Source organism: Sphingomonas aquatilis, from assembly GCF_014196115.1.
Taxonomy (GTDB): Bacteria; Pseudomonadota; Alphaproteobacteria; order Sphingomonadales; family Sphingomonadaceae; genus Sphingomonas; species Sphingomonas aquatilis.
In genome coordinates this window covers 1-16,471 of the sequence record NZ_JACIDB010000005.1, presented here as the reverse complement: position 1 = coordinate 16,471, position 16,471 = coordinate 1, and the positions used below count along the sequence as shown (strand labels likewise).

The window sequence follows — 16,471 nt, the reverse complement described above, 5'->3', positions numbered from 1 at the left end:
AGAGAGGAATACCATCATGTTCAGCCACGTCATGCTCGGCGCCAACGATATCGACGCCTCGAAGGCCTTCTACGACGCGACGCTCGGCGCGCTCGGTATCGCGCCCGGCCGGGTCGATCCCAAGGGTCGCGTGCTCTACATGCACCCGGGCGGCATGTTCCTGCTGACCAAGCCGATCGACGGCCAGCCCGCCTGCCACGCCAATGGCGGCACGATCGGTTTTGCCGCGAGCAGCCCCGAACAGGCCGATGCATGGCACGCCGCGGGCGTCGCCAATGGCGGCACCGCGATCGAGGATGCGCCGGGCGTACGCGAGGCGCCGTTCGGCAAGCTCTACCTCGCCTATCTGCGCGATCCCGCCGGCAACAAGGTGTGCGCGCTGCACCGCGTCGCGGCATGACGGAGCGCCGCGCGGTCCAGATCCTCACCTTGGTGTGTCAGGACCGCGTCGGCATCGTCGCGGCGGTGTCGGGGGCGCTCGCCGGGATCGACGGCTTCATCCTCGACAGTCAGCAATATGCCGATCTGGAAACGGGCCGGTTCTTCATGCGCGTCGCCTTCGTCCGCGGCGGCGACCGCTACCCGGCGAAGGCCGAGGCGCTGCGGGCGGCGATTGCGCCTGTGGCGGAGACGTTCGGCTTCGACTGGAGCCTGGATGCCGCCGATGCGCGGCCGCGCGTGCTGATCGCGGTGTCGAAGGGCTCGCACTGCCTGAACGACCTGCTGCATCGCTGGCGGACGAAGACGCTGCCGGTGGATATCGCAGGCGTCGTCTCGAACCACGACAGTTTGCGCCCGTTGGTCGAATGGCATGGCCTGCCGTGGCACCATCTGCCCGTCGACGACACGAACCGCGACGCGCAGGAGGCCGCGATCCTGGCGCTGATGGCGGAGGCGCGGGCGGATTATCTGATCCTCGCCCGCTATATGCAGGTGCTCGGCCCCCGCCTCGTCGAGGGACTGGCGGGACGCTGCATCAACATCCATCACAGTTTCCTGCCCGGCTTCAAGGGCGCGCAGCCCTATCACCGCGCGCATGCCCGCGGCGTCAAGCTGATCGGCGCGACCGCGCATTTCGTGACGGCCGATCTCGACGAAGGGCCGATCATCGAACAGGCGGTCGAGCGCGTCGACCATCGCGCCAGCGTCGATGAACTGATCCGCATCGGCCGCGATATCGAGGCGCAGGTGCTCGCCCGCGCGGTCGCCTGGGTGGGCGAGCGGCGCGTCTTCCTCAACGGCAACAGGACGGTGATCTTCCGATGACTTTACAGACGGTGTCGACCGCCAAGGCGTTCGGCGGCACGCAGGGCGTCTATACCCATGCGTCCACCGCGACGGGCACGCCGATGACCTTTTCGGTGTACGTGCCCCCGCATGACGATGGCGCGACCCTGCCCGTCGTCTGGTATCTGTCAGGCCTGACCTGCACCCATGCGAACGTCACCGACAAGGGCGAGTATCGCCGCGCCTGTGCTGAACTGGGCCTGATCTTCGTCGCCCCCGACACCAGCCCACGCGGCGACGATGTCGCGGACGACGAGGCCTATGATTTCGGCAAGGGCGCAGGCTTTTACGTCGATGCGACCGAAGCGCCTTGGGCCCCGCATTTCCGCATGTGGTCCTATGTCACCGAAGAACTGCCGGCGCTGATCGGCGCGCATTTCCCCGCCGACATGGCGCGCCAGTCGATCATGGGCCATTCGATGGGCGGCCATGGCGCGCTGACGATCGGGCTGACCTTTGCCGATCGCTTCAAGGCGGTATCGGCCTTCGCGCCGATCGTCGCGCCGTCGCAGGTGCCGTGGGGCGAGAAAGCGCTGGGTGGCTATCTGGGCGCGGACCGGTCGCGCTGGCGCGCGCATGACGCGGTCGCGTTGATCGAGGATGGTGCGCGGGTGCCCGCGCTGCTGGTCGATCAGGGCGATGCGGACCAGTTTCTTGCCGAGCAGCTGAAGCCGGAGCTGCTGGCGGAGGCCTGCGCGAAGGCGGGGATCGACCTGACGCTGCGGATGCAGCCGGGGTACGACCACAGTTATTATTTTATCTCGACCTTCATGGCCGATCATCTCGCCTGGCACGCCGCGCGGCTGTAGGCCGCTTCGATCCCCATTCCGTCACCCCGGACTTGATCCGGGGTGACGTGGTTCTGGGGGCGATGGCCCGCGACGTTACGCCGCAGGCTTCGCCAGCATCTTTTCCGCGCTGGTCTTCACGAACTCCGCGATCGGGCCGGACATCATGCTGAGCATCATCGGCACCTTCACCGTGCCGGCGATGCGCGCGTCCTCGATATCCATCTTCGCCTCCACGCTCTGGCCCATCGCAATGATCGTCAGCGTCAGCGCGTCGGTGCCGGTCCAGTGATCGGACACGGTGCCGCCGCCCGGGATATGCTGCGCGAGCTTGGGCAGGCCCGCCTGGATGCGCGCGCGCGCCTCGTCGCGGCCGAGGCTGTGGGGAACGTCGAAGGGGATGGTGGCCATGGATAGTCTCTCGTGATCGTCAGCGGCGGGCGATCGTCACCTCGGCCGCCCGACGCTGATCGGGCAGGACGAAGCTGAGCGTACCCGCCGTCGCGTCCGACTGCGCTGCCACGGCCTTGCGCGCAAGCGAAACCGCGCCGTCGCCCTGCCAGCCATGAACGACGACGCGCAGCTGCTTCCACCACGGCGTATAGCGGCCCTGCCGCGCGCCGAAGCCGAGCGTCAGGCCATTGGGCGTCATGGTGCAGGTCATACCCTGCCGCAGGAAGACGCCGCGGGTGAAGGCCATCGAATGGCCGTCGTCGGCGTACAGGTCACCGCGGCAATCCTCGCCGGGATAGACGTCGAGTTGCAGCGGACCCGATGGCGTTTCCGCCGTGCTCTGCACGAGGGGCTGGCGCGGCAGGATGGTGCCGGCGCGCACGAAGACGGGTAGCGACTCGATCCGCGGCGTGACGCGCACCTTGTCGCCGTGTTCGGTCGCCTGCCCCGTCGCCTGTGTGGCCGACTGGATCGGGCCATTGTCCGCGGCTTCGGGCGTGCCAGCCCGCTGTCCCGTCCAATAATCGTACCAGCCGCCCGCGGGCAGGCAGACGTCATAGGCCAGCGGCTGGTCGGGATGCGGCGCGGGCGCGACGAGCAACGAACGGCCCACGGTGAACGTCCACGACTGGTCGCACGACATGCGCATGGCGGACGGGTAATCGTAGAACACCGGGCGCAGGATGGGATCGCCCGCGCGCGCATTCTGTTCGGCAAGCGCGTACAGATAGGGCATCAGCCGATAGCGCTCCTCGACGAAGCGGCGCCGGATCGCGAGGTGATCGGGTCCGTCGACCCACGGCTCAGCACGCGGCGTGCCCTTGGCGGCATGGTCGCGGAAGACAGGGTAGAAGGCACCGATCTGGAACCAGCGGGTCAGCAGCTCGGGGCTAGGGCCGCCCGCGAAGCCGCCGACGTCGGCGGCGCCATAGGAAAAGCCCGACAGGCCTAGGTTGATGATCTGCTGGATCGACAGCTTGAGGTGGTCCCAGGTCGCGAGATTGTCGCCCGTCCATGTCACCGCATAGCGCTGCCCCCCGGCATAGCTCGCCCGCGTCATTACGAAGGCGCGCTCGTCGGGCAGCAGCCTGCGCAGGCCGTCATAGGTCGCGCGCGTGTTCTGCATGCCGTAGACGTTGTGGATCTCGGCATGCGTCGCGGTGCGGGGCATGAAGCCGTCGCTGTCGATGCGATGCATGACGTCCGCCGGCATCGTCTTGGTCGGCGTGTTGAAGATCGCCGGTTCGTTCATGTCGTTCCACGCGCCCGCGACGCCCATCTTCACCTGATCGGCGAAGAGCGTGCCGTACCAGTCGCGCACCTTCGTTTCGGTGAAATCCGGGAACACCGACGGACCCGGCCACACCGGCCCGACATAGACCGAGCCGTCGGCACGGTGGACGAAGGCGTCGCGCTTGATGCCCTCGTCATAGGGACGGTAGCCTTGGTCGGGCGCCTGCGCGACGTGCAAGTCGGTGATCGTCACCACTTTGAACCCGTCGCGCTTTAGGTCGGACAGCAGCCCCGTCATGTCCGGGAACGCTTTGGTATCGACGGTGAAGGGTCGGTTGCGATCCTGCCAGTCGATATCAAGCCACAGCACGTCGGTGGGTACGCGCTCCTGCCGCAGCCGGGCAGCGACGCCGCGCAGCTCGTCCGCCGTCATGTAGCTGTAGCGGGACTGCTGATAGCCCAGCGCCCATTGCGGCACGAGCGGCGCCTTGCCGGTCAGGTCGGTGTAGCGGCGCACCACCTCTGCCGTGGTCGGGCCGGCGATCAGATAATAGTCGATGGGGCCATCCGGCGCGCCAAAGGCCAGCCGCGTGTCGTCGCGATGGCCGAAATCGAACCAGGCACGCGTCGTGTTGTCAAGGAACAGGCCATAGCTGCCCCCCGCTCCGCCGACGCCGATAAAGAACGGGATCGATTTATAGATGGGATCGTCGCCGCTCCCGAAACCGAACGCATCCGTATTCCAGTCGACGAAGCTCTTGCCGCGGCGATCGAGCCCGCCGGTCTTGTCGCCCATGCCGAAATAATGCTCGGCCTGCGGCATCGTCTTGGCGAGCGCAAAGCCCTTGCCGTCGAAGGCGACGGGTGCGGCGTCTTCGGAGATGAGGTTGCCGGCGAGATCCTCGATGCGCAGGCGGCCGTCGGCACGGAAACGGACGCGCAGCGCCTTGGTGGCGAAGCCGTCCGTGGCGGGTGTGACGGCGACATGCTGCGCGCGCGTCTTCGCATCGACGGCCCAGCTCGCATCCTCGGGCATCGCGCCGCCCCGGCCGACGCGGATGCGCAGGATCGAATCGGTCAGAGCGACGACGCGGATCGTTGCGCCGGCGGTGGCGACGTCGGCGCCGTCTGCGCGCGCGGTTACGGCAGGCGCCGCCTGCGCGGAGGCGAGAGACGGCACCGTCGCGGTCGCAAGGGCGGTCAGGGCCAGCAGCATCGTGGCGCGCATCGTTCAGGTCTCTCCCGGTGTTATGCGACAGGCTGTGCGCGGGCGGCCGCAACAAGGTCAACCGTCGAGGGGAAGGCATACGTATGCACCCCTTCCCCGTCACCCCGGACTTGTTCCGGGGTCCACTCTGCGGCGAGGGGGGTGCCTTGAGCCTCTTTCATCACCCCTGCGGCCCTGTGGACCCCGGAACAAGTCCGGGGTGACGTAGGATTTGGAGGCTTCCCCACCGCGGGAGGTGACGAAAGCGCACCATCCCGCTAAGGGCGCGGGCCATGACCGAGATCACGCCCCAGATCGTCGCCGACCATGGCTTGTCCGAGGAAGAATATGCGCGGGTCCTGCACGCGCTGGGCCGCGAGCCCAATCTGGTCGAGCTCGGCATCTTTTCGGTCATGTGGTCTGAGCATTGCAGCTACAAATCGAGCCGCATCCACCTGAAAAAGCTGCCGACCGAAGGCCCGCAGGTGATCTGTGGTCCGGGCGAGAATGCCGGCGTGATCGATATCGGCGACGGTCAGGCCGCGATCTTCAAGATGGAATCGCACAACCACCCGTCATACATCGAGCCGTATCAGGGCGCGGCGACGGGCGTCGGCGGCATTCTGCGCGACGTGTTCACGATGGGCGCGCGCCCCGTCGCCAACATGAACGCGCTGCGCTTCGGCCGGCCCGACCACCCCAAGATGCGCCACCTGATCAGCGGCGTCGTCCATGGCATCGGCGGCTACGGCAATTGCGTCGGCGTGCCCACGGTCGGTGGCGAGGTGAACTTCCACCCCGCCTATGACGGCAACATCCTGGTCAACGCGATGACCATCGGCATCGCCGATCAGGACAAGATCTTCTATTCGGCCGCCAGCGGTGTCGGCAACCCGATCGTCTATGTCGGGTCGAAGACCGGCCGCGACGGTATCCATGGCGCGACCATGGCGAGCGCGGACTTCGGCGAGGATGCCGACGCCAAGCGCCCGACCGTGCAGGTCGGCGATCCCTTCACCGAAAAGCTGCTGATCGAGGCGTGCCTGGAGCTGATGGCGACCGACGTGATCGTCGCGATCCAGGACATGGGCGCCGCCGGCCTCACCTCGTCGTCGGTCGAAATGGCGTCGAAGGGCGGCGTCGGCATCGAACTCGTCATGGACGACGTGCCGCAGCGCGAGACGGGGATGACCCCGTACGAGATGATGCTCTCCGAATCGCAGGAGCGCATGCTGATGGTGCTGAAGCCCGGCCGCGAGGCCGAGGCGGAGGCAATCTTCCGCAAGTGGGAGCTGGACTTCGCGGTCATCGGTCACGTCACCGATACCGAGCGCATGGTGCTGAAGTTCAAGGGCGAGACGGTCTGCGATATCCCGCTGGGTCCGCTCGCCGACGAAGCGCCGCTGTACGATCGCCCGCACGTACCGACGCCCAAGCCGGCGCCGCTCGCCGATGCCCCCGAAAGCGACGATATCGCGCGCGACCTGCTGACGCTGATGGCCTCGCCCGACATCGCCAGCCGCCGCTGGATCTGGGAGCAGTACGACCACATGGTCGGCGCCGATACGGTGCAGGCGCCGGGCGGCGATTCGGCGGTCGTCCGCGTGCATGGCACCGACAAGGCGTTGGCGATCACCACCGATTGCACGCCGCGCTATTGCTTCGCCGACCCGGTCGAGGGCGGCAAGCAGGCGGTGGCCGAAGCGTGGCGCAACCTGACCGCGGTGGGCGCGACACCGCTCGCGATCACCAACTGCCTGAACTTCGCCAACCCGCAGCGGCCCGAGATCATGGGTCAGATCGTCGGCTGCCTCGAGGGCATGGGCGATGCCTGCCGTGCGCTCGATTTCCCGATCGTGTCGGGCAACGTCTCGCTCTACAACGAATCGAAGGCGACCGGCGGCGGCTCGGCCATCCTGCCGACCCCAGCGATTGGCGGCGTCGGCCTGCTGAAGGACTGGACGAAGAACGCGACGATCGCCTTCAAGGGCATCGGCGACGTCATCCTCGTCATCGGCACCCGCGGCGGACATCTCGGCCAGTCGGTGTGGCTGCGCGAATGCCATGGCCGCGAAGAGGGCCCGCCCCCGCCCGTCGATCTCGCCGCCGAGCGCAAGACCGGCGACCTGATCCGCGACGGCATCGCCAATGGCCAGCTCAGCGCCGTTCACGACGTGTCCGACGGCGGCATTGCCGTGACGCTCGCCGAAATGGCGCTGGCCGGCAACATCGGCGCGATGATCGACCGTAAGCAGCCGTTCGGCTGCGCGGCGTCCTTCTTCGCCGAAGACCAGGGCGTCTATGTCGTCACCGTCCATGATCATGCGCTGCTCGACTTCCTGGGCGCGGCGCACGCCGCCGGCGTCGAGGCGGAGCCGCTGGGCCGAACCGGCGGCAAGCGCCTGATCTTCGAACGACCGGATCGCGACGACGTGGTGGCGATCGACGATCTGCGCCGCGCACATGAAGGGTTCTTCCCCAAGCTTATGGGCGTCGACGCCGCTTTGGCGTAGCTCCTCTTCACACCGTCATTGGGAGCGCAGCGAAGCAATCCAGAGCCGGATCAGGACGCCCTGGATTGCTTCGCTCCGCTCCCAATGACGATCAGGCGGGCCCCGCCGATCATCCTCGCCACGCAGCGCACCCTCCCGTCCTGCAATTGCGACGAATGGAGGCCCAGCGACTGCGAATCACTCGCAGACGGACTTGCGACCGTTTCGCATTAGCCCTATCCAAGGGGCGAAGCGAAGGAGCGTCCATGGTCGTCTGTGTTTGCAATGCCATACGGGAATCCCAGGTCCGCGACGCGGCCCGCAATGGGTGCCGTACCGCGTGCCAGGCCTATCGATCGCTCGGCTGCCAGGCGAAATGCGGGCAATGCGTGATGGTAGCGAGAGCCATTATCGACACCGAACGCGCTGCTGCCTGACGTTCGCAGCGGCAGAAAACCGCAGATTTCCGCCATTTTTTGCCTTGCCGTAGCCGCCATACGGCGCCTACACCCCCGCCCACGACATTAGCGGAAGGCGAAGGATATGGCAGTGAAGGGCGACCCAAAGGTCATCGAATTTCTGAACGAGGCGCTCAAGAACGAGCTGACCGCGATCAACCAATATTGGCTCCACTATCGGATGCTCGACCATTGGGGCGTCTATAAGCTCGCCCAGTATGAGCGGATGGAGTCGATCGATGAGATGAAGCATGCCGACTGGTTGTCGGAGCGCATCCTGTTCCTCGATGGCCTGCCGAACTTCCAGCTGCTGGGTCGGCTACGTATCGGCGAGACCGTGGAAGAGGTTCTGAAGTCCGACCTCGCCATGGAAATGGAAGCGGTCGAGCAGCTCAAAGGCGCGATCGCCTATTGCGAGCAGGTCAAGGATTACGTCAGCCGCGATCTCTTCACGCGTATTCTTGCCAGCGAAGAAGAGCATGTCGATACGCTGGAGCGGCAGTTCGACATGATCGAGCGGATGGGCATTCACAATTACGTGCAGCTCAACTCGATCAGCGAGCATGATTCGCCCAAATCGGGCGCCGCGCCGCACCTCGCCTGACCGCGTTCGGGGCGGGCATCGCGCCCGCCCCGGATCGTTACCTCAGCGACACTTCACATTGCCGCGGTCGATCGAGCGGCCGAGCACCGCGCCGCCACCGGCGCCGAGCAGCGTGCCGAGCGTGCCGCCGCCGACCAGATTGCCGAGCACGCCGCCACCGACGGCGCCGACCACCAGACCGGTCGTGCCGTCGCTACGCCGGCAATAGGCGCGACCGTCACGCCCGCGATAGATGCGGTCGTTGCGGCCCAGGCGCCGCTCGCGGTAGCGGCCTTCGCGATAATGATCGGCGGGCTCCCACCGGCCGTCACGATCGCCGTTCCAGCGATAGTCGCCGCGCTGCGCGATCGCCGCGCCCATCGTGACTGGCGCCACCATCGTCACCGCGGCCAGCGCCGCAAGCCATGCCGTCTTCATCGTCAACCTCCTGCAAGACAAGGCGGACCAAGCGCTCGGGACGACGGATGGTTGCGTGCGCGGCTATTTGCGGCGGGCGGGATCAGCCTGCGTTTTCACCAGCCATGGCTTGACGATACCGGTCGGATGCGGCGTGCCGGTCAGGCGCACCGCGCGGACCAGCTTGACCGGGCGCAACAGCAACTGCCCGCCCATGCCGCCGCCGGTGGGCTGCGCCAGGATCCGCTTCAGCACGGGCATCCCCGACACGACATGGCCGAAGGCGGCATAGCCCTGATAGCTGCCCTTGGCGTCCATGCTGGGCATCGCACCGATCGTGATGAAGAAATTGCCCCCCGCCGACCCGGCATCGGCGCGCCGCGCCATCGAGATCGTGCCGTCGGTGTGCTTGATCCCCGTCATCGCCGTCGTCTCGAGCGGAAACGGCGGCAGAATGCGGCGTGCGTCGGTCCGGATCCCGCCCTGGACGAAGCCATAGGTCGGCGCCTGCCGGTTCCGTGCCGACCGATAGAAGGTCATGCCGTCGAATCGCCCGTCGTCGACATAGCCCATGAAATTGGCGACCGTGCGGGGTGCGTGTCGGGCGTCGAGCGCCAGCACGACCGGGCCATAGGCCGTGTCCAGCCGGACGCGCACGATCGCCGGTTCGCGCGGCGGTGCAGCGGAGCCAGCCGACGCAAACGCTGCGACTGCGAGAAGAGCATGGAAAAAGCGCATGATAAACCCTGGTTTGCAATGGTCGGCCGAGGCGGGATCAGCCACCATCGCCTATGTGATACCGATAACGATTGCGCGATACAAAAGCGCGATTGCACGTTTTGCACTTGCGACAATCCGTGCTGCGATGCACAAAGACCGTGCCTTTCAGGCATCCTCTCCTAAAAACTTTCCGGCCGGTCTCTGACCGGCCTTTTTTTTGGCCGCGATCCGGCGTACGGGTGCTGCGCCTCAACCGCGCCGTCAATGAGATATACGGAGCGGAGCCTGCCGGTAAAACCGGCACCGGTGTGGTCGGGGTGCGGGGGATCGAGTCCAACCGGCGTATCCGGACTCTCCCCCGCCCTTCCTTTTCCCAGCGAGCGATGCGCCCTGTTGCGGGAGCGCCTGTCATGCATATCGGCATCCTCGAAACCGGCGCACCGCCGGGCGATCTTGCTGAAAAGCACGGCACCTACGCCGGGATGATGGCCGCACTCCTGGGGCCGAGCCACTGCTACACCCGCTACGACGTTCGCGGCGGCGAGTTACCCGGCTCGCCGGACGCGTGCGACGCCTATGTCGTCACCGGATCGGCGGCGGGGGTGAACGACGGCCATGGCTGGTTCGAATCGCTTACCCACTTCCTGCGCACCGCGCGCGGCACGGCGCGGCTGATCGGTATCTGTTTCGGGCATCAAGCGATCGCGCATGCCTTTGGCGGCCGGGTGGTGAAGGCGCCGCAAGGCTGGGGCCTGGGCCTGACCCGCTACGACATCCTAACCCCGATCGCGGGCCTAGGAGCCAGCGTGACCGCGATGGCCTCGCATCAGGATCAGGTCGTGACACCACCGGAGGGTGCCGAGGTGCTCGCCCGCACGCCGTTTACGCCGTGCGCCGCGCTATCCTATGCCGACGGCTATGCGCTGACGCTGCAGTTCCACCCCGAGTTCGACGCGGCCTACGCCCGCGCGCTGATCGCCGCCCACACCGCGCCCGACATCGATGCGACCTTGCGCGATCAGGCGACACGCTCGCTGGACGGCCCCAGCGACAATGCCGCGATCGGCGCGTGGCTCAATCGCTATCTGGCGAGCGGACGCGTCGCCTGACGGCCAAGCTGGCCGCACCGTTCAAAGGATCGTACGCCCGGACGATGGACGCACGCCCCCTTCCCCATCGCCCCCGGCTCGTCACTGAACGCCTGGTCCTGCGCCACCCGCAGCACTGCGACGCGGATGCGATCGTCGCGGCGATTGGCGATCGGGACGTCGCGCGACGACTGGCGCGCGTGCCGCATCCTTATGGGCCTGAGGATGCCGCCTTTTTCCTGGACCGGATCGTCCCGCACGAATGGGTGTGGGCGATCACGCGCAGGCACAATGACACGCTGATCGGCGCCATCGGCCTGACGCCGTCCCCGGCGCCGGATGTCGCCGAATTGGGCTATTGGCTCGGCCGGCCGCACTGGGGGTCAGGTCTGGCGACCGAGGCCGCGCGGGCGGTGCTGGCGTTCGGGTTCGACACGCTGGCGCTGCGGACGATCACATCGGGATATTTCCTGTCGAACCCCGCCTCCGGCCGGGTTCTGGACAAGCTGGGGTTCGTCGAGACGGGCCCGGCCATGCGCCCGTGCCTCGTCGAGGGCGGCGACGTGCCATCGATGGAGGTACGGCTGTCGTCCCGCTGACCGCTTCCGCTTCGCCCCCGACGCTGGCAAAGGCCGGGCCGACCATGATGGAGACGACGGTGCCCCTCATCCTCTACGGCATCCCCAATTGCGACACGGTGAAGAAGGCGCGCGTCTGGCTGGATCAGGCGGGCGTGTCGTATCGATTCCACAATTACAAAAGCGATGGAGTCGATGAGGGGCGACTGCGGCGCTGGGTCGACACGCTCGGCTGGGAGGTCCTGCTCAATCGCGCGGGCACGACGTTCCGTAAGCTGCCCGACGCCGACCGCGCCGACCTGGATGCGGACAAGGCGATCGCGCTGATGATCGCGCAGCCTTCCATGATCAAACGCCCGGTGCTGGAGGGCGACGGCGTGCTGCTGGTCGGCTTCAAACCCGATGCCTGGGCTGCCGCGCTGGGCTGACGTTGCGTCGCGGGGCGTGCCGCGGCATCCTGTTTCCAAAAGAGGGGGATGCGATGACGCGCGGCAGACCGGCGACACCTATGTGGTTCACCATCGTTGCGATGGTTCTGGTCATCTGGGGCGCGGTGGGCGTGTTCGCCTGCGTCCAGCAGATCCGCCTGGGCGCGGAGGCGATGGGGCCGGCGGACGCTTATTACCGACGGCTCTATGCGAGCTTCCCGATCTGGTACAACGGCGTCTATGCCCTCGCGACCGGCAGCGGCCTTGCTGCCGCACTCGCGCTGGTGCTGCGGTCGGCGCTGGCCCGGCCACTGTTCCTCGTTTCGCTAATCGCCGTGATCGCGCAGTTCGGCTGGTTGTTCGTCGCGACCGACATCATCGCGGTGCGCGGCGCGGCGCAGGTCGTCCCCTTCCCCGTCTTCATCGCCGCGGTGGCGCTGCTGGGCGTCTGGCTGTCGGGCCATGCGCGTCGGCGGGGATGGATCGGTTGAGACAAGGCGCGTAAGGCCTGCTGCCATGTCCACGACCTATACGATCGACACCGCGACCAGCCGTGCGAATCCGACGCCGGCGCTGCGCAAGCGCCTGACCGTCCCCGCGATCCGCCAGCGCAAGGGGGCTGAGCCGCTGGTGATGCTGACCGCCTATACGGTGCGCACCGCGCAGTTGCTCGACGCGCATTGCGACATGCTGCTGGTCGGCGACAGCCTGGGCCAGGTGATCTACGGCCTGCCGTCCACCGTGCCCGTCACGCTCGAGATGATGGCGGCGCACGGCGCGGCGGTGGTGCGCGGCAGTGCGCATGCGGTGGTGGTCATCGACATGCCCTTCGGCAGCTACGAAGCCTCACCCGAAAAGGCGTTCGAAAGCGCCGCGTGGCTGCTGAAGCAGACCGGCGCGGCGGCCGTGAAGCTGGAAGGCGGCGCGGCGATGGCGTCCACCGTCCGCTTCCTGTCCGAACGCGGCATTCCCGTCATGGGCCATGTCGGGCTGACGCCACAGGCGGTGAACGTGCTGGGCGGTTATGGCGCGCGCGGGCGGACCGAGGCGGAGGCGGAGAAGATCGTCGGCGATGCCGCCGCCGTCGCCGAAGCGGGCGCCTTCGCCGTGGTGATCGAGGGCGTGATGGAGCCGATCGCGATTCGCATCACGCAAGAGATCGCCTGCCCGACGATCGGCATCGGTGCATCGGCGCAGTGCGACGGGCAGGTGCTGGTCGCCGAGGACATGCTGGGCCTGTTCGAACGCACTGCACGCTTCGTGAAGCGCTACGACGACATGGCCGGCCGCATTTCCGCCGCAGCCGAAGCCTATGCCGACGAGGTACGGGCGCGCAGCTTCCCCGGCCCTGAGCAGATCTATCCCGCCAAGGGATGATCGACGCGCAGGCCGACAGCCTGCATGACCTTTTGTTTCCCGGCGGGCGTCGCTAAGAGTGCGCGCCAGTCTTTTATCGTCCGCCCTTTATCGTCCGGAGCCCTCCTTGGCCCTTACGCCGCAAAACAACGATGCGTTCCTTCGCGAAGTCGACGACGAACTGCGCCGCGATCAACTGCTGACCTTCTGGGAACGCTATGGCCGCTGGACCATCGTGGGAATCGTCGCCGCGCTCGCGGCATTCGGCGGATTCCTGTACTGGCAACACCGCCAGACCGAAGCGGCGGGCGTGCAGGGCGAACAATTGCAGGCCGCCTACGACCAGCTCGGCAACGGCCAGCCCGATGCCGCCGCCAAGGCGCTGGCTCCCATCGCGCAGAGCGGCCGCCCCGGCTATCGCGCGCTGGCCCAGATGACCGAGGCGGACATCCTGCTGTCGAAGAAGCAGGACAAGGCCGCCGCCGCCAAGTTCGCCGCGATCGCCGCCGACACCAGCGTCGCGCAGCCGTTCCGCGACCTGGCGCTGATCCGCCAGACCGTCGCCGAATATGACACGCTGAAGCCGCAGGTGGTGATCGAGCGGCTGCGTCCGATCGCCGTCCCCGCCAACGCCTATTTCGGCAGCGCGGGCGAACTGGTCGCGATGGCCTATCTTGACAGTGGGCGCCGCGACCTTGCCGGCCAGATGTTCAGCCAGCTCGGCAGCACCGAGAGCGTGCCCGAGACGATCCGTCAACGCGCGGTTCAGATGGCCGGATCGATGGGGGTGGATACATCCGCCGCCAAGGTTCGCGTCGTTACCCCCGCCAGCGCCGCGACCGCGCAATAACCCGCCGCACGATAGAGAAGGCCTCGCGTAGATGAAGACCACCATTCGTGCCTCGGTTGGCATTGCGGCCCTGATGGCCTTGTCCGCCTGCGGCGTGTTCAAGGGCGCACCCAAGAAGACGCCGACCGTCGGCCAGCGCGTTCCGATCCTGACGTCGGAAAACGGCATCGAGGCCGATCCGTCGATCGCCGACATCCAGGTGACGCTGCCCGCCCCCGCTGCCAACGCCAGCTGGTCGCAGCCGGGCGGCAATGCCGCCAAGTCGATGGGCCAGCTCGCGCTCGCCGAAACGCCGTCGCGCGTTTGGGAAAGCCGGATCGACGGCGGCTCGGTGCGCGAACGGCTCGCCGCCGCGCCGGTGATCGTCGATAACAAACTGTATATCGTCGACGTGCAGGCGCAGCTGCATGCCTTTGCCGCCGATACCGGTGCAAAGCTGTGGAGCGCCAGCGTCGCGAGCGGCGATGCCAATCGCCCCGCGCGCTTCGGCGGCGGTGCCAGCGTCGAGGGTGGGCGCGTCTTCGCCACCGACGGCCTGGGCGACGTGGTCGCGTTCAACGCTGCGGACGGCAAGGAAATCTGGCGTGCCAAACCCGGCGGCCCGCTGCGCGGCGCGCCGACGCTGGCCAATGGTTCTGTCTATGTGCTGAGCCAGGACAATCAGATTTTCGCGATCGACCAGAACGACGGCAAGGTGCAGTGGGCGCAGTCCGGCACGCTGGAGACGCAGGGCGTGTTCGGCGTCGCGGCACCGGCCGCCAGCCAGGGCACGATCGTCGCCGGCTTCTCGAGCGGTGAGCTCAACGCCTATCGCTACGAAAACGGCCGTGTCCTGTGGGGCGATGCGCTGTCGCGCACCTCGATCACGACGTCGGTGTCGAGCCTGTCGGACATCGACGCCGATCCGGTGATCGACAACGGTCGCATCTTCGCGGTCGGCCAGGGCGGCCGTATGGTCAGCCTCGATCTCGCGACCGGCCAGCGGTTGTGGGAACAGAATTTCGCCGGCATCTCGACGCCGTGGATCGCGGGCGACTGGCTGTTCGTCGTCACCGACAACGGCCGCCTCGTCTGCCTCGCCCGCTCGAACGGCAAGGCGCGCTGGATCGCGCAATTGCAGCGGTTCAAGAACACCAAGAAACAGAAGGGCCCGCAGGTCATCTGGTTCGGTCCAGTCCTGGCCGGCAACCGCCTGATCCTGACCAATTCGCTGGGCCAGATCGTCTTTACCTCGCCGACCGACGGCAGCATCGTGAACACGATCGATACGAAGGACAGCTTCGCGCTGCCGCCGGTGGTGGCGAACGGCACGCTGTACACGGTCGGCCAGTCGGGCAAGGTGACGGCGTTCAAATAAGCCGCGCCTCCCCGGCGACGGGAGCATGGAACGACAGGGACGCCGCGGCCGCCACAGGACCGGCGTCCTTTGTGTATCTAGCGAAACCAGATCGGATGCGCCGGAACGTCGCCATCAGCGCGGCATTCGCCTCAGAACCTACTAAAAGTACCATATCGGGCCAGCAATCTTTCGTCACTTTCGGGCGCGCCCGGCGTTGTGATGGGGTCTTTCCTGTCGAGGTCCTGTCCGTCCATGCCGCATCCCTCTGATCGTCTTGCCGTTCTCGAATCCCGACGGACGTTGAAGATGGCGCGATCGGCCCATGCCTATGTGCGGGGCAATACGGCGAAATTCTACGAATGGCTGGCGGCGTCCGACGCGGCGCGACGTGTGCCGGTGGGGCCCGCGGTGTGGATTTGCGGCGACTGCCACCTCGGCAATCTGGGGCCGATCGCCAGCGGCGACGGGTCCGTCGCCATCCAGATCCGCGATCTCGACCAGGCGGTCATCGGCAACCCCGCGCACGACCTCATCCGGCTCGGACTGTCGCTGGCCACGGCCGCCCGCGGCTCCGACCTGCCGGGCGTCGTCACGATGCGGATGATGGAAGCGATGGTCGATGGCTATGCCGCGGCGATCCACGATCCGACCAGCGGCGACCCCGGCGTCGAATCCGATACCGTCCGCAGCGTCGAACGTGAGGCGCTGGGCCGGCGCTGGCGGCATCTGGCGAAGGAACGGCTGGATGCGGTGGAGCCGCGCATCCCGCTCGGCAAGAAGTTCTGGGAGCTGGCGCCTGAGGAACGCGAGGCGCTGACCACGCTGTTCGCCGACGAGCGCGTCGCGGCGATGATCCTGTCGCTGAAGGGCAAGCCGAAGGATCGCGAGGTCCGGCTGGTCGATGCCGCCTATTGGATGAAGGGGTGCAGTTCGCTGGGCCTGTTGCGCTATGCGGCGATCGTCGCGCTCAGGACGCGCAAGGGCAATTGGTCTTATGCGCTGGTCGATCTGAAGGAAGCGACCGCCCCCGTCGCGCCGGCTGCACGCGGTGCGGCGATGCCGCGCGACCCGGGCGAGCGGGTCGCCACGGCCGCCCGTCGGGACTGTCAGGAATTTTGTGCGGGAGGCCATAGGATGGAATGGAAGGGACCATCGATATGGCAATCGACAAGGACGTTTTGGACCAGCTTCTGG

18 protein-coding genes are annotated in these 16,471 nt (G+C 67.1%); 14 read left to right on the top strand and 4 right to left on the bottom strand.

The genetic code is table 11. The features are described from left to right. Positions 1-16: 16 nt before the first annotated feature. Genes GGR47_RS12365 through fghA form a run of 3 tightly spaced genes read left to right on the top strand, consistent with a single transcriptional unit; the run spans position 17 to position 2,096 of the window. On the top strand, positions 17-400 hold the full coding sequence (locus GGR47_RS12365; RefSeq protein ID WP_017979281.1) for a VOC family protein: 384 nt from the start codon (positions 17-19) through the stop codon (positions 398-400). Then, positions 397-1,266, top strand: a complete 870-nt coding sequence (gene purU / locus GGR47_RS12360) for a formyltetrahydrofolate deformylase (RefSeq protein ID WP_147037319.1) — start codon at positions 397-399, stop codon at positions 1,264-1,266. Before GGR47_RS12365 ends, purU begins: the two co-directional genes overlap by 4 nt. Continuing rightward, entirely contained in the window at positions 1,263-2,096 is an 834-nt protein-coding gene (gene fghA / locus GGR47_RS12355) for an S-formylglutathione hydrolase (protein WP_147037318.1), read from the top strand. The genes purU and fghA overlap by 4 nt, the downstream gene beginning before the upstream one ends. Positions 2,097-2,171: 75 nt before the next feature. On the opposite strand, the gene GGR47_RS12350 is transcribed toward fghA, so the two are convergent. Both GGR47_RS12350 and GGR47_RS12345 read right to left on the bottom strand, forming a co-directional pair. Further along, positions 2,172-2,486: a polyhydroxyalkanoic acid system family protein gene (locus tag GGR47_RS12350; protein WP_147037317.1), complete on the bottom strand. Its 315-nt coding sequence runs from the start codon at positions 2,484-2,486 to the stop codon at positions 2,172-2,174. Between the two features lie 19 nt (positions 2,487-2,505). Further along, positions 2,506-4,989 (bottom strand): glycoside hydrolase family 31 protein, encoded by a 2,484-nt coding sequence (locus tag GGR47_RS12345; protein WP_183949551.1) that lies wholly within the window; start codon positions 4,987-4,989, stop codon positions 2,506-2,508. 272 nt (positions 4,990-5,261) lie between these two features. On the opposite strand from GGR47_RS12345, the gene purL reads away from it, so the two are divergent. The 3 genes from purL (at position 5,262) to bfr (ending at position 8,522) form a co-directional block, all read left to right on the top strand. Then, a complete protein-coding gene (gene purL, locus GGR47_RS12340) occupies positions 5,262-7,481 on the top strand; it encodes a phosphoribosylformylglycinamidine synthase subunit PurL (protein WP_147036978.1) in 2,220 nt (739 codons plus the stop codon). Positions 7,482-7,726: 245 nt separating this feature from the next. Then, positions 7,727-7,897: a (2Fe-2S)-binding protein gene (locus GGR47_RS19160; RefSeq protein WP_081609139.1), complete on the top strand. Its 171-nt coding sequence runs from the start codon at positions 7,727-7,729 to the stop codon at positions 7,895-7,897. A 112-nt stretch (positions 7,898-8,009) separates the two neighbouring features. Beyond that, positions 8,010-8,522, top strand: a complete 513-nt coding sequence (bfr, locus tag GGR47_RS12335; protein WP_024310291.1) for a bacterioferritin — start codon at positions 8,010-8,012, stop codon at positions 8,520-8,522. Positions 8,523-8,564: 42 nt separating this feature from the next. Here bfr and GGR47_RS12330 read toward each other — a convergent pair whose 3' ends face one another. Together GGR47_RS12330 and GGR47_RS12325 are read right to left on the bottom strand one after the other, a co-directional pair. Next, positions 8,565-8,939, bottom strand: a complete 375-nt coding sequence (locus tag GGR47_RS12330) for a glycine zipper 2TM domain-containing protein (protein WP_147036977.1) — start codon at positions 8,937-8,939, stop codon at positions 8,565-8,567. Positions 8,940-9,002: 63 nt separating this feature from the next. Then, positions 9,003-9,656, bottom strand: coding sequence for a peptidylprolyl isomerase (locus tag GGR47_RS12325; protein WP_147036976.1), 654 nt, complete (start codon positions 9,654-9,656; stop codon positions 9,003-9,005). A 392-nt stretch (positions 9,657-10,048) separates the two neighbouring features. On the opposite strand from GGR47_RS12325, the gene GGR47_RS12320 reads away from it, so the two are divergent. The 8 genes from GGR47_RS12320 to GGR47_RS12285 form a co-directional block, all read left to right on the top strand. Further along, positions 10,049-10,747, top strand: a complete 699-nt coding sequence (locus tag GGR47_RS12320) for a type 1 glutamine amidotransferase (RefSeq protein WP_147036975.1) — start codon at positions 10,049-10,051, stop codon at positions 10,745-10,747. Positions 10,748-10,791: 44 nt separating this feature from the next. Then, on the top strand, positions 10,792-11,325 hold the full coding sequence (locus GGR47_RS12315; RefSeq protein WP_147036974.1) for a GNAT family N-acetyltransferase: 534 nt from the start codon (positions 10,792-10,794) through the stop codon (positions 11,323-11,325). A 44-nt stretch (positions 11,326-11,369) separates the two neighbouring features. Continuing rightward, a complete protein-coding gene (locus GGR47_RS12310) occupies positions 11,370-11,732 on the top strand; it encodes an ArsC family reductase (RefSeq protein ID WP_221204776.1) in 363 nt (120 codons plus the stop codon). Positions 11,733-11,785: 53 nt separating this feature from the next. Continuing rightward, entirely contained in the window at positions 11,786-12,223 is a 438-nt protein-coding gene (locus tag GGR47_RS12305; protein ID WP_244305228.1) for a hypothetical protein, read from the top strand. A gap of 25 nt (positions 12,224-12,248) precedes the next feature. Then, complete coding sequence (panB, locus tag GGR47_RS12300) at positions 12,249-13,109, top strand: 3-methyl-2-oxobutanoate hydroxymethyltransferase (protein WP_147036973.1); 861 nt, start codon at positions 12,249-12,251, stop codon at positions 13,107-13,109. A 106-nt stretch (positions 13,110-13,215) separates the two neighbouring features. Then, positions 13,216-13,938, top strand: coding sequence for a tetratricopeptide repeat protein (locus GGR47_RS12295; protein ID WP_147036972.1), 723 nt, complete (start codon positions 13,216-13,218; stop codon positions 13,936-13,938). A 31-nt stretch (positions 13,939-13,969) separates the two neighbouring features. Next, complete coding sequence (locus tag GGR47_RS12290; RefSeq protein ID WP_017979296.1) at positions 13,970-15,295, top strand: outer membrane protein assembly factor BamB family protein; 1,326 nt, start codon at positions 13,970-13,972, stop codon at positions 15,293-15,295. A 234-nt stretch (positions 15,296-15,529) separates the two neighbouring features. Then, positions 15,530-16,471 (top strand): DUF2252 family protein (locus GGR47_RS12285; protein WP_276509921.1); only part of this gene is annotated, 942 nt, incomplete at its 3' end.

What these genes read in the sequence shown, in the direction of transcription:
- GGR47_RS12345 (WP_183949551.1), bottom strand. Translation starts at nt 4,989, where the DNA reads ATGCGCGCCACGATGCTGCTGGCCCTGACCGCCCTTGCGACCGCGACG.
- GGR47_RS12330 (WP_147036977.1), bottom strand. Translation starts at nt 8,939, where the DNA reads ATGAAGACGGCATGGCTTGCGGCGCTGGCCGCGGTGACGATGGTGGCG.
- GGR47_RS12290 (WP_017979296.1), top strand. Translation starts at nt 13,970, where the DNA reads ATGAAGACCACCATTCGTGCCTCGGTTGGCATTGCGGCCCTGATGGCC.
- GGR47_RS12365 (WP_017979281.1), top strand. Translation starts at nt 17, where the DNA reads ATGTTCAGCCACGTCATGCTCGGCGCCAACGATATCGACGCCTCGAAG.
- GGR47_RS12315 (WP_147036974.1), top strand. Translation starts at nt 10,792, where the DNA reads ATGGACGCACGCCCCCTTCCCCATCGCCCCCGGCTCGTCACTGAACGC.
- purU (WP_147037319.1), top strand. Translation starts at nt 397, where the DNA reads ATGACGGAGCGCCGCGCGGTCCAGATCCTCACCTTGGTGTGTCAGGAC.
- GGR47_RS12350 (WP_147037317.1), bottom strand. Translation starts at nt 2,486, where the DNA reads ATGGCCACCATCCCCTTCGACGTTCCCCACAGCCTCGGCCGCGACGAG.
- GGR47_RS12320 (WP_147036975.1), top strand. Translation starts at nt 10,049, where the DNA reads ATGCATATCGGCATCCTCGAAACCGGCGCACCGCCGGGCGATCTTGCT.
- purL (WP_147036978.1), top strand. Translation starts at nt 5,262, where the DNA reads ATGACCGAGATCACGCCCCAGATCGTCGCCGACCATGGCTTGTCCGAG.
- GGR47_RS12305 (WP_244305228.1), top strand. Translation starts at nt 11,786, where the DNA reads ATGACGCGCGGCAGACCGGCGACACCTATGTGGTTCACCATCGTTGCG.
- fghA (WP_147037318.1), top strand. Translation starts at nt 1,263, where the DNA reads ATGACTTTACAGACGGTGTCGACCGCCAAGGCGTTCGGCGGCACGCAG.
- GGR47_RS12310 (WP_221204776.1), top strand. Translation starts at nt 11,370, where the DNA reads ATGATGGAGACGACGGTGCCCCTCATCCTCTACGGCATCCCCAATTGC.
- panB (WP_147036973.1), top strand. Translation starts at nt 12,249, where the DNA reads ATGTCCACGACCTATACGATCGACACCGCGACCAGCCGTGCGAATCCG.
- GGR47_RS19160 (WP_081609139.1), top strand. Translation starts at nt 7,727, where the DNA reads ATGGTCGTCTGTGTTTGCAATGCCATACGGGAATCCCAGGTCCGCGAC.
- GGR47_RS12325 (WP_147036976.1), bottom strand. Translation starts at nt 9,656, where the DNA reads ATGCGCTTTTTCCATGCTCTTCTCGCAGTCGCAGCGTTTGCGTCGGCT.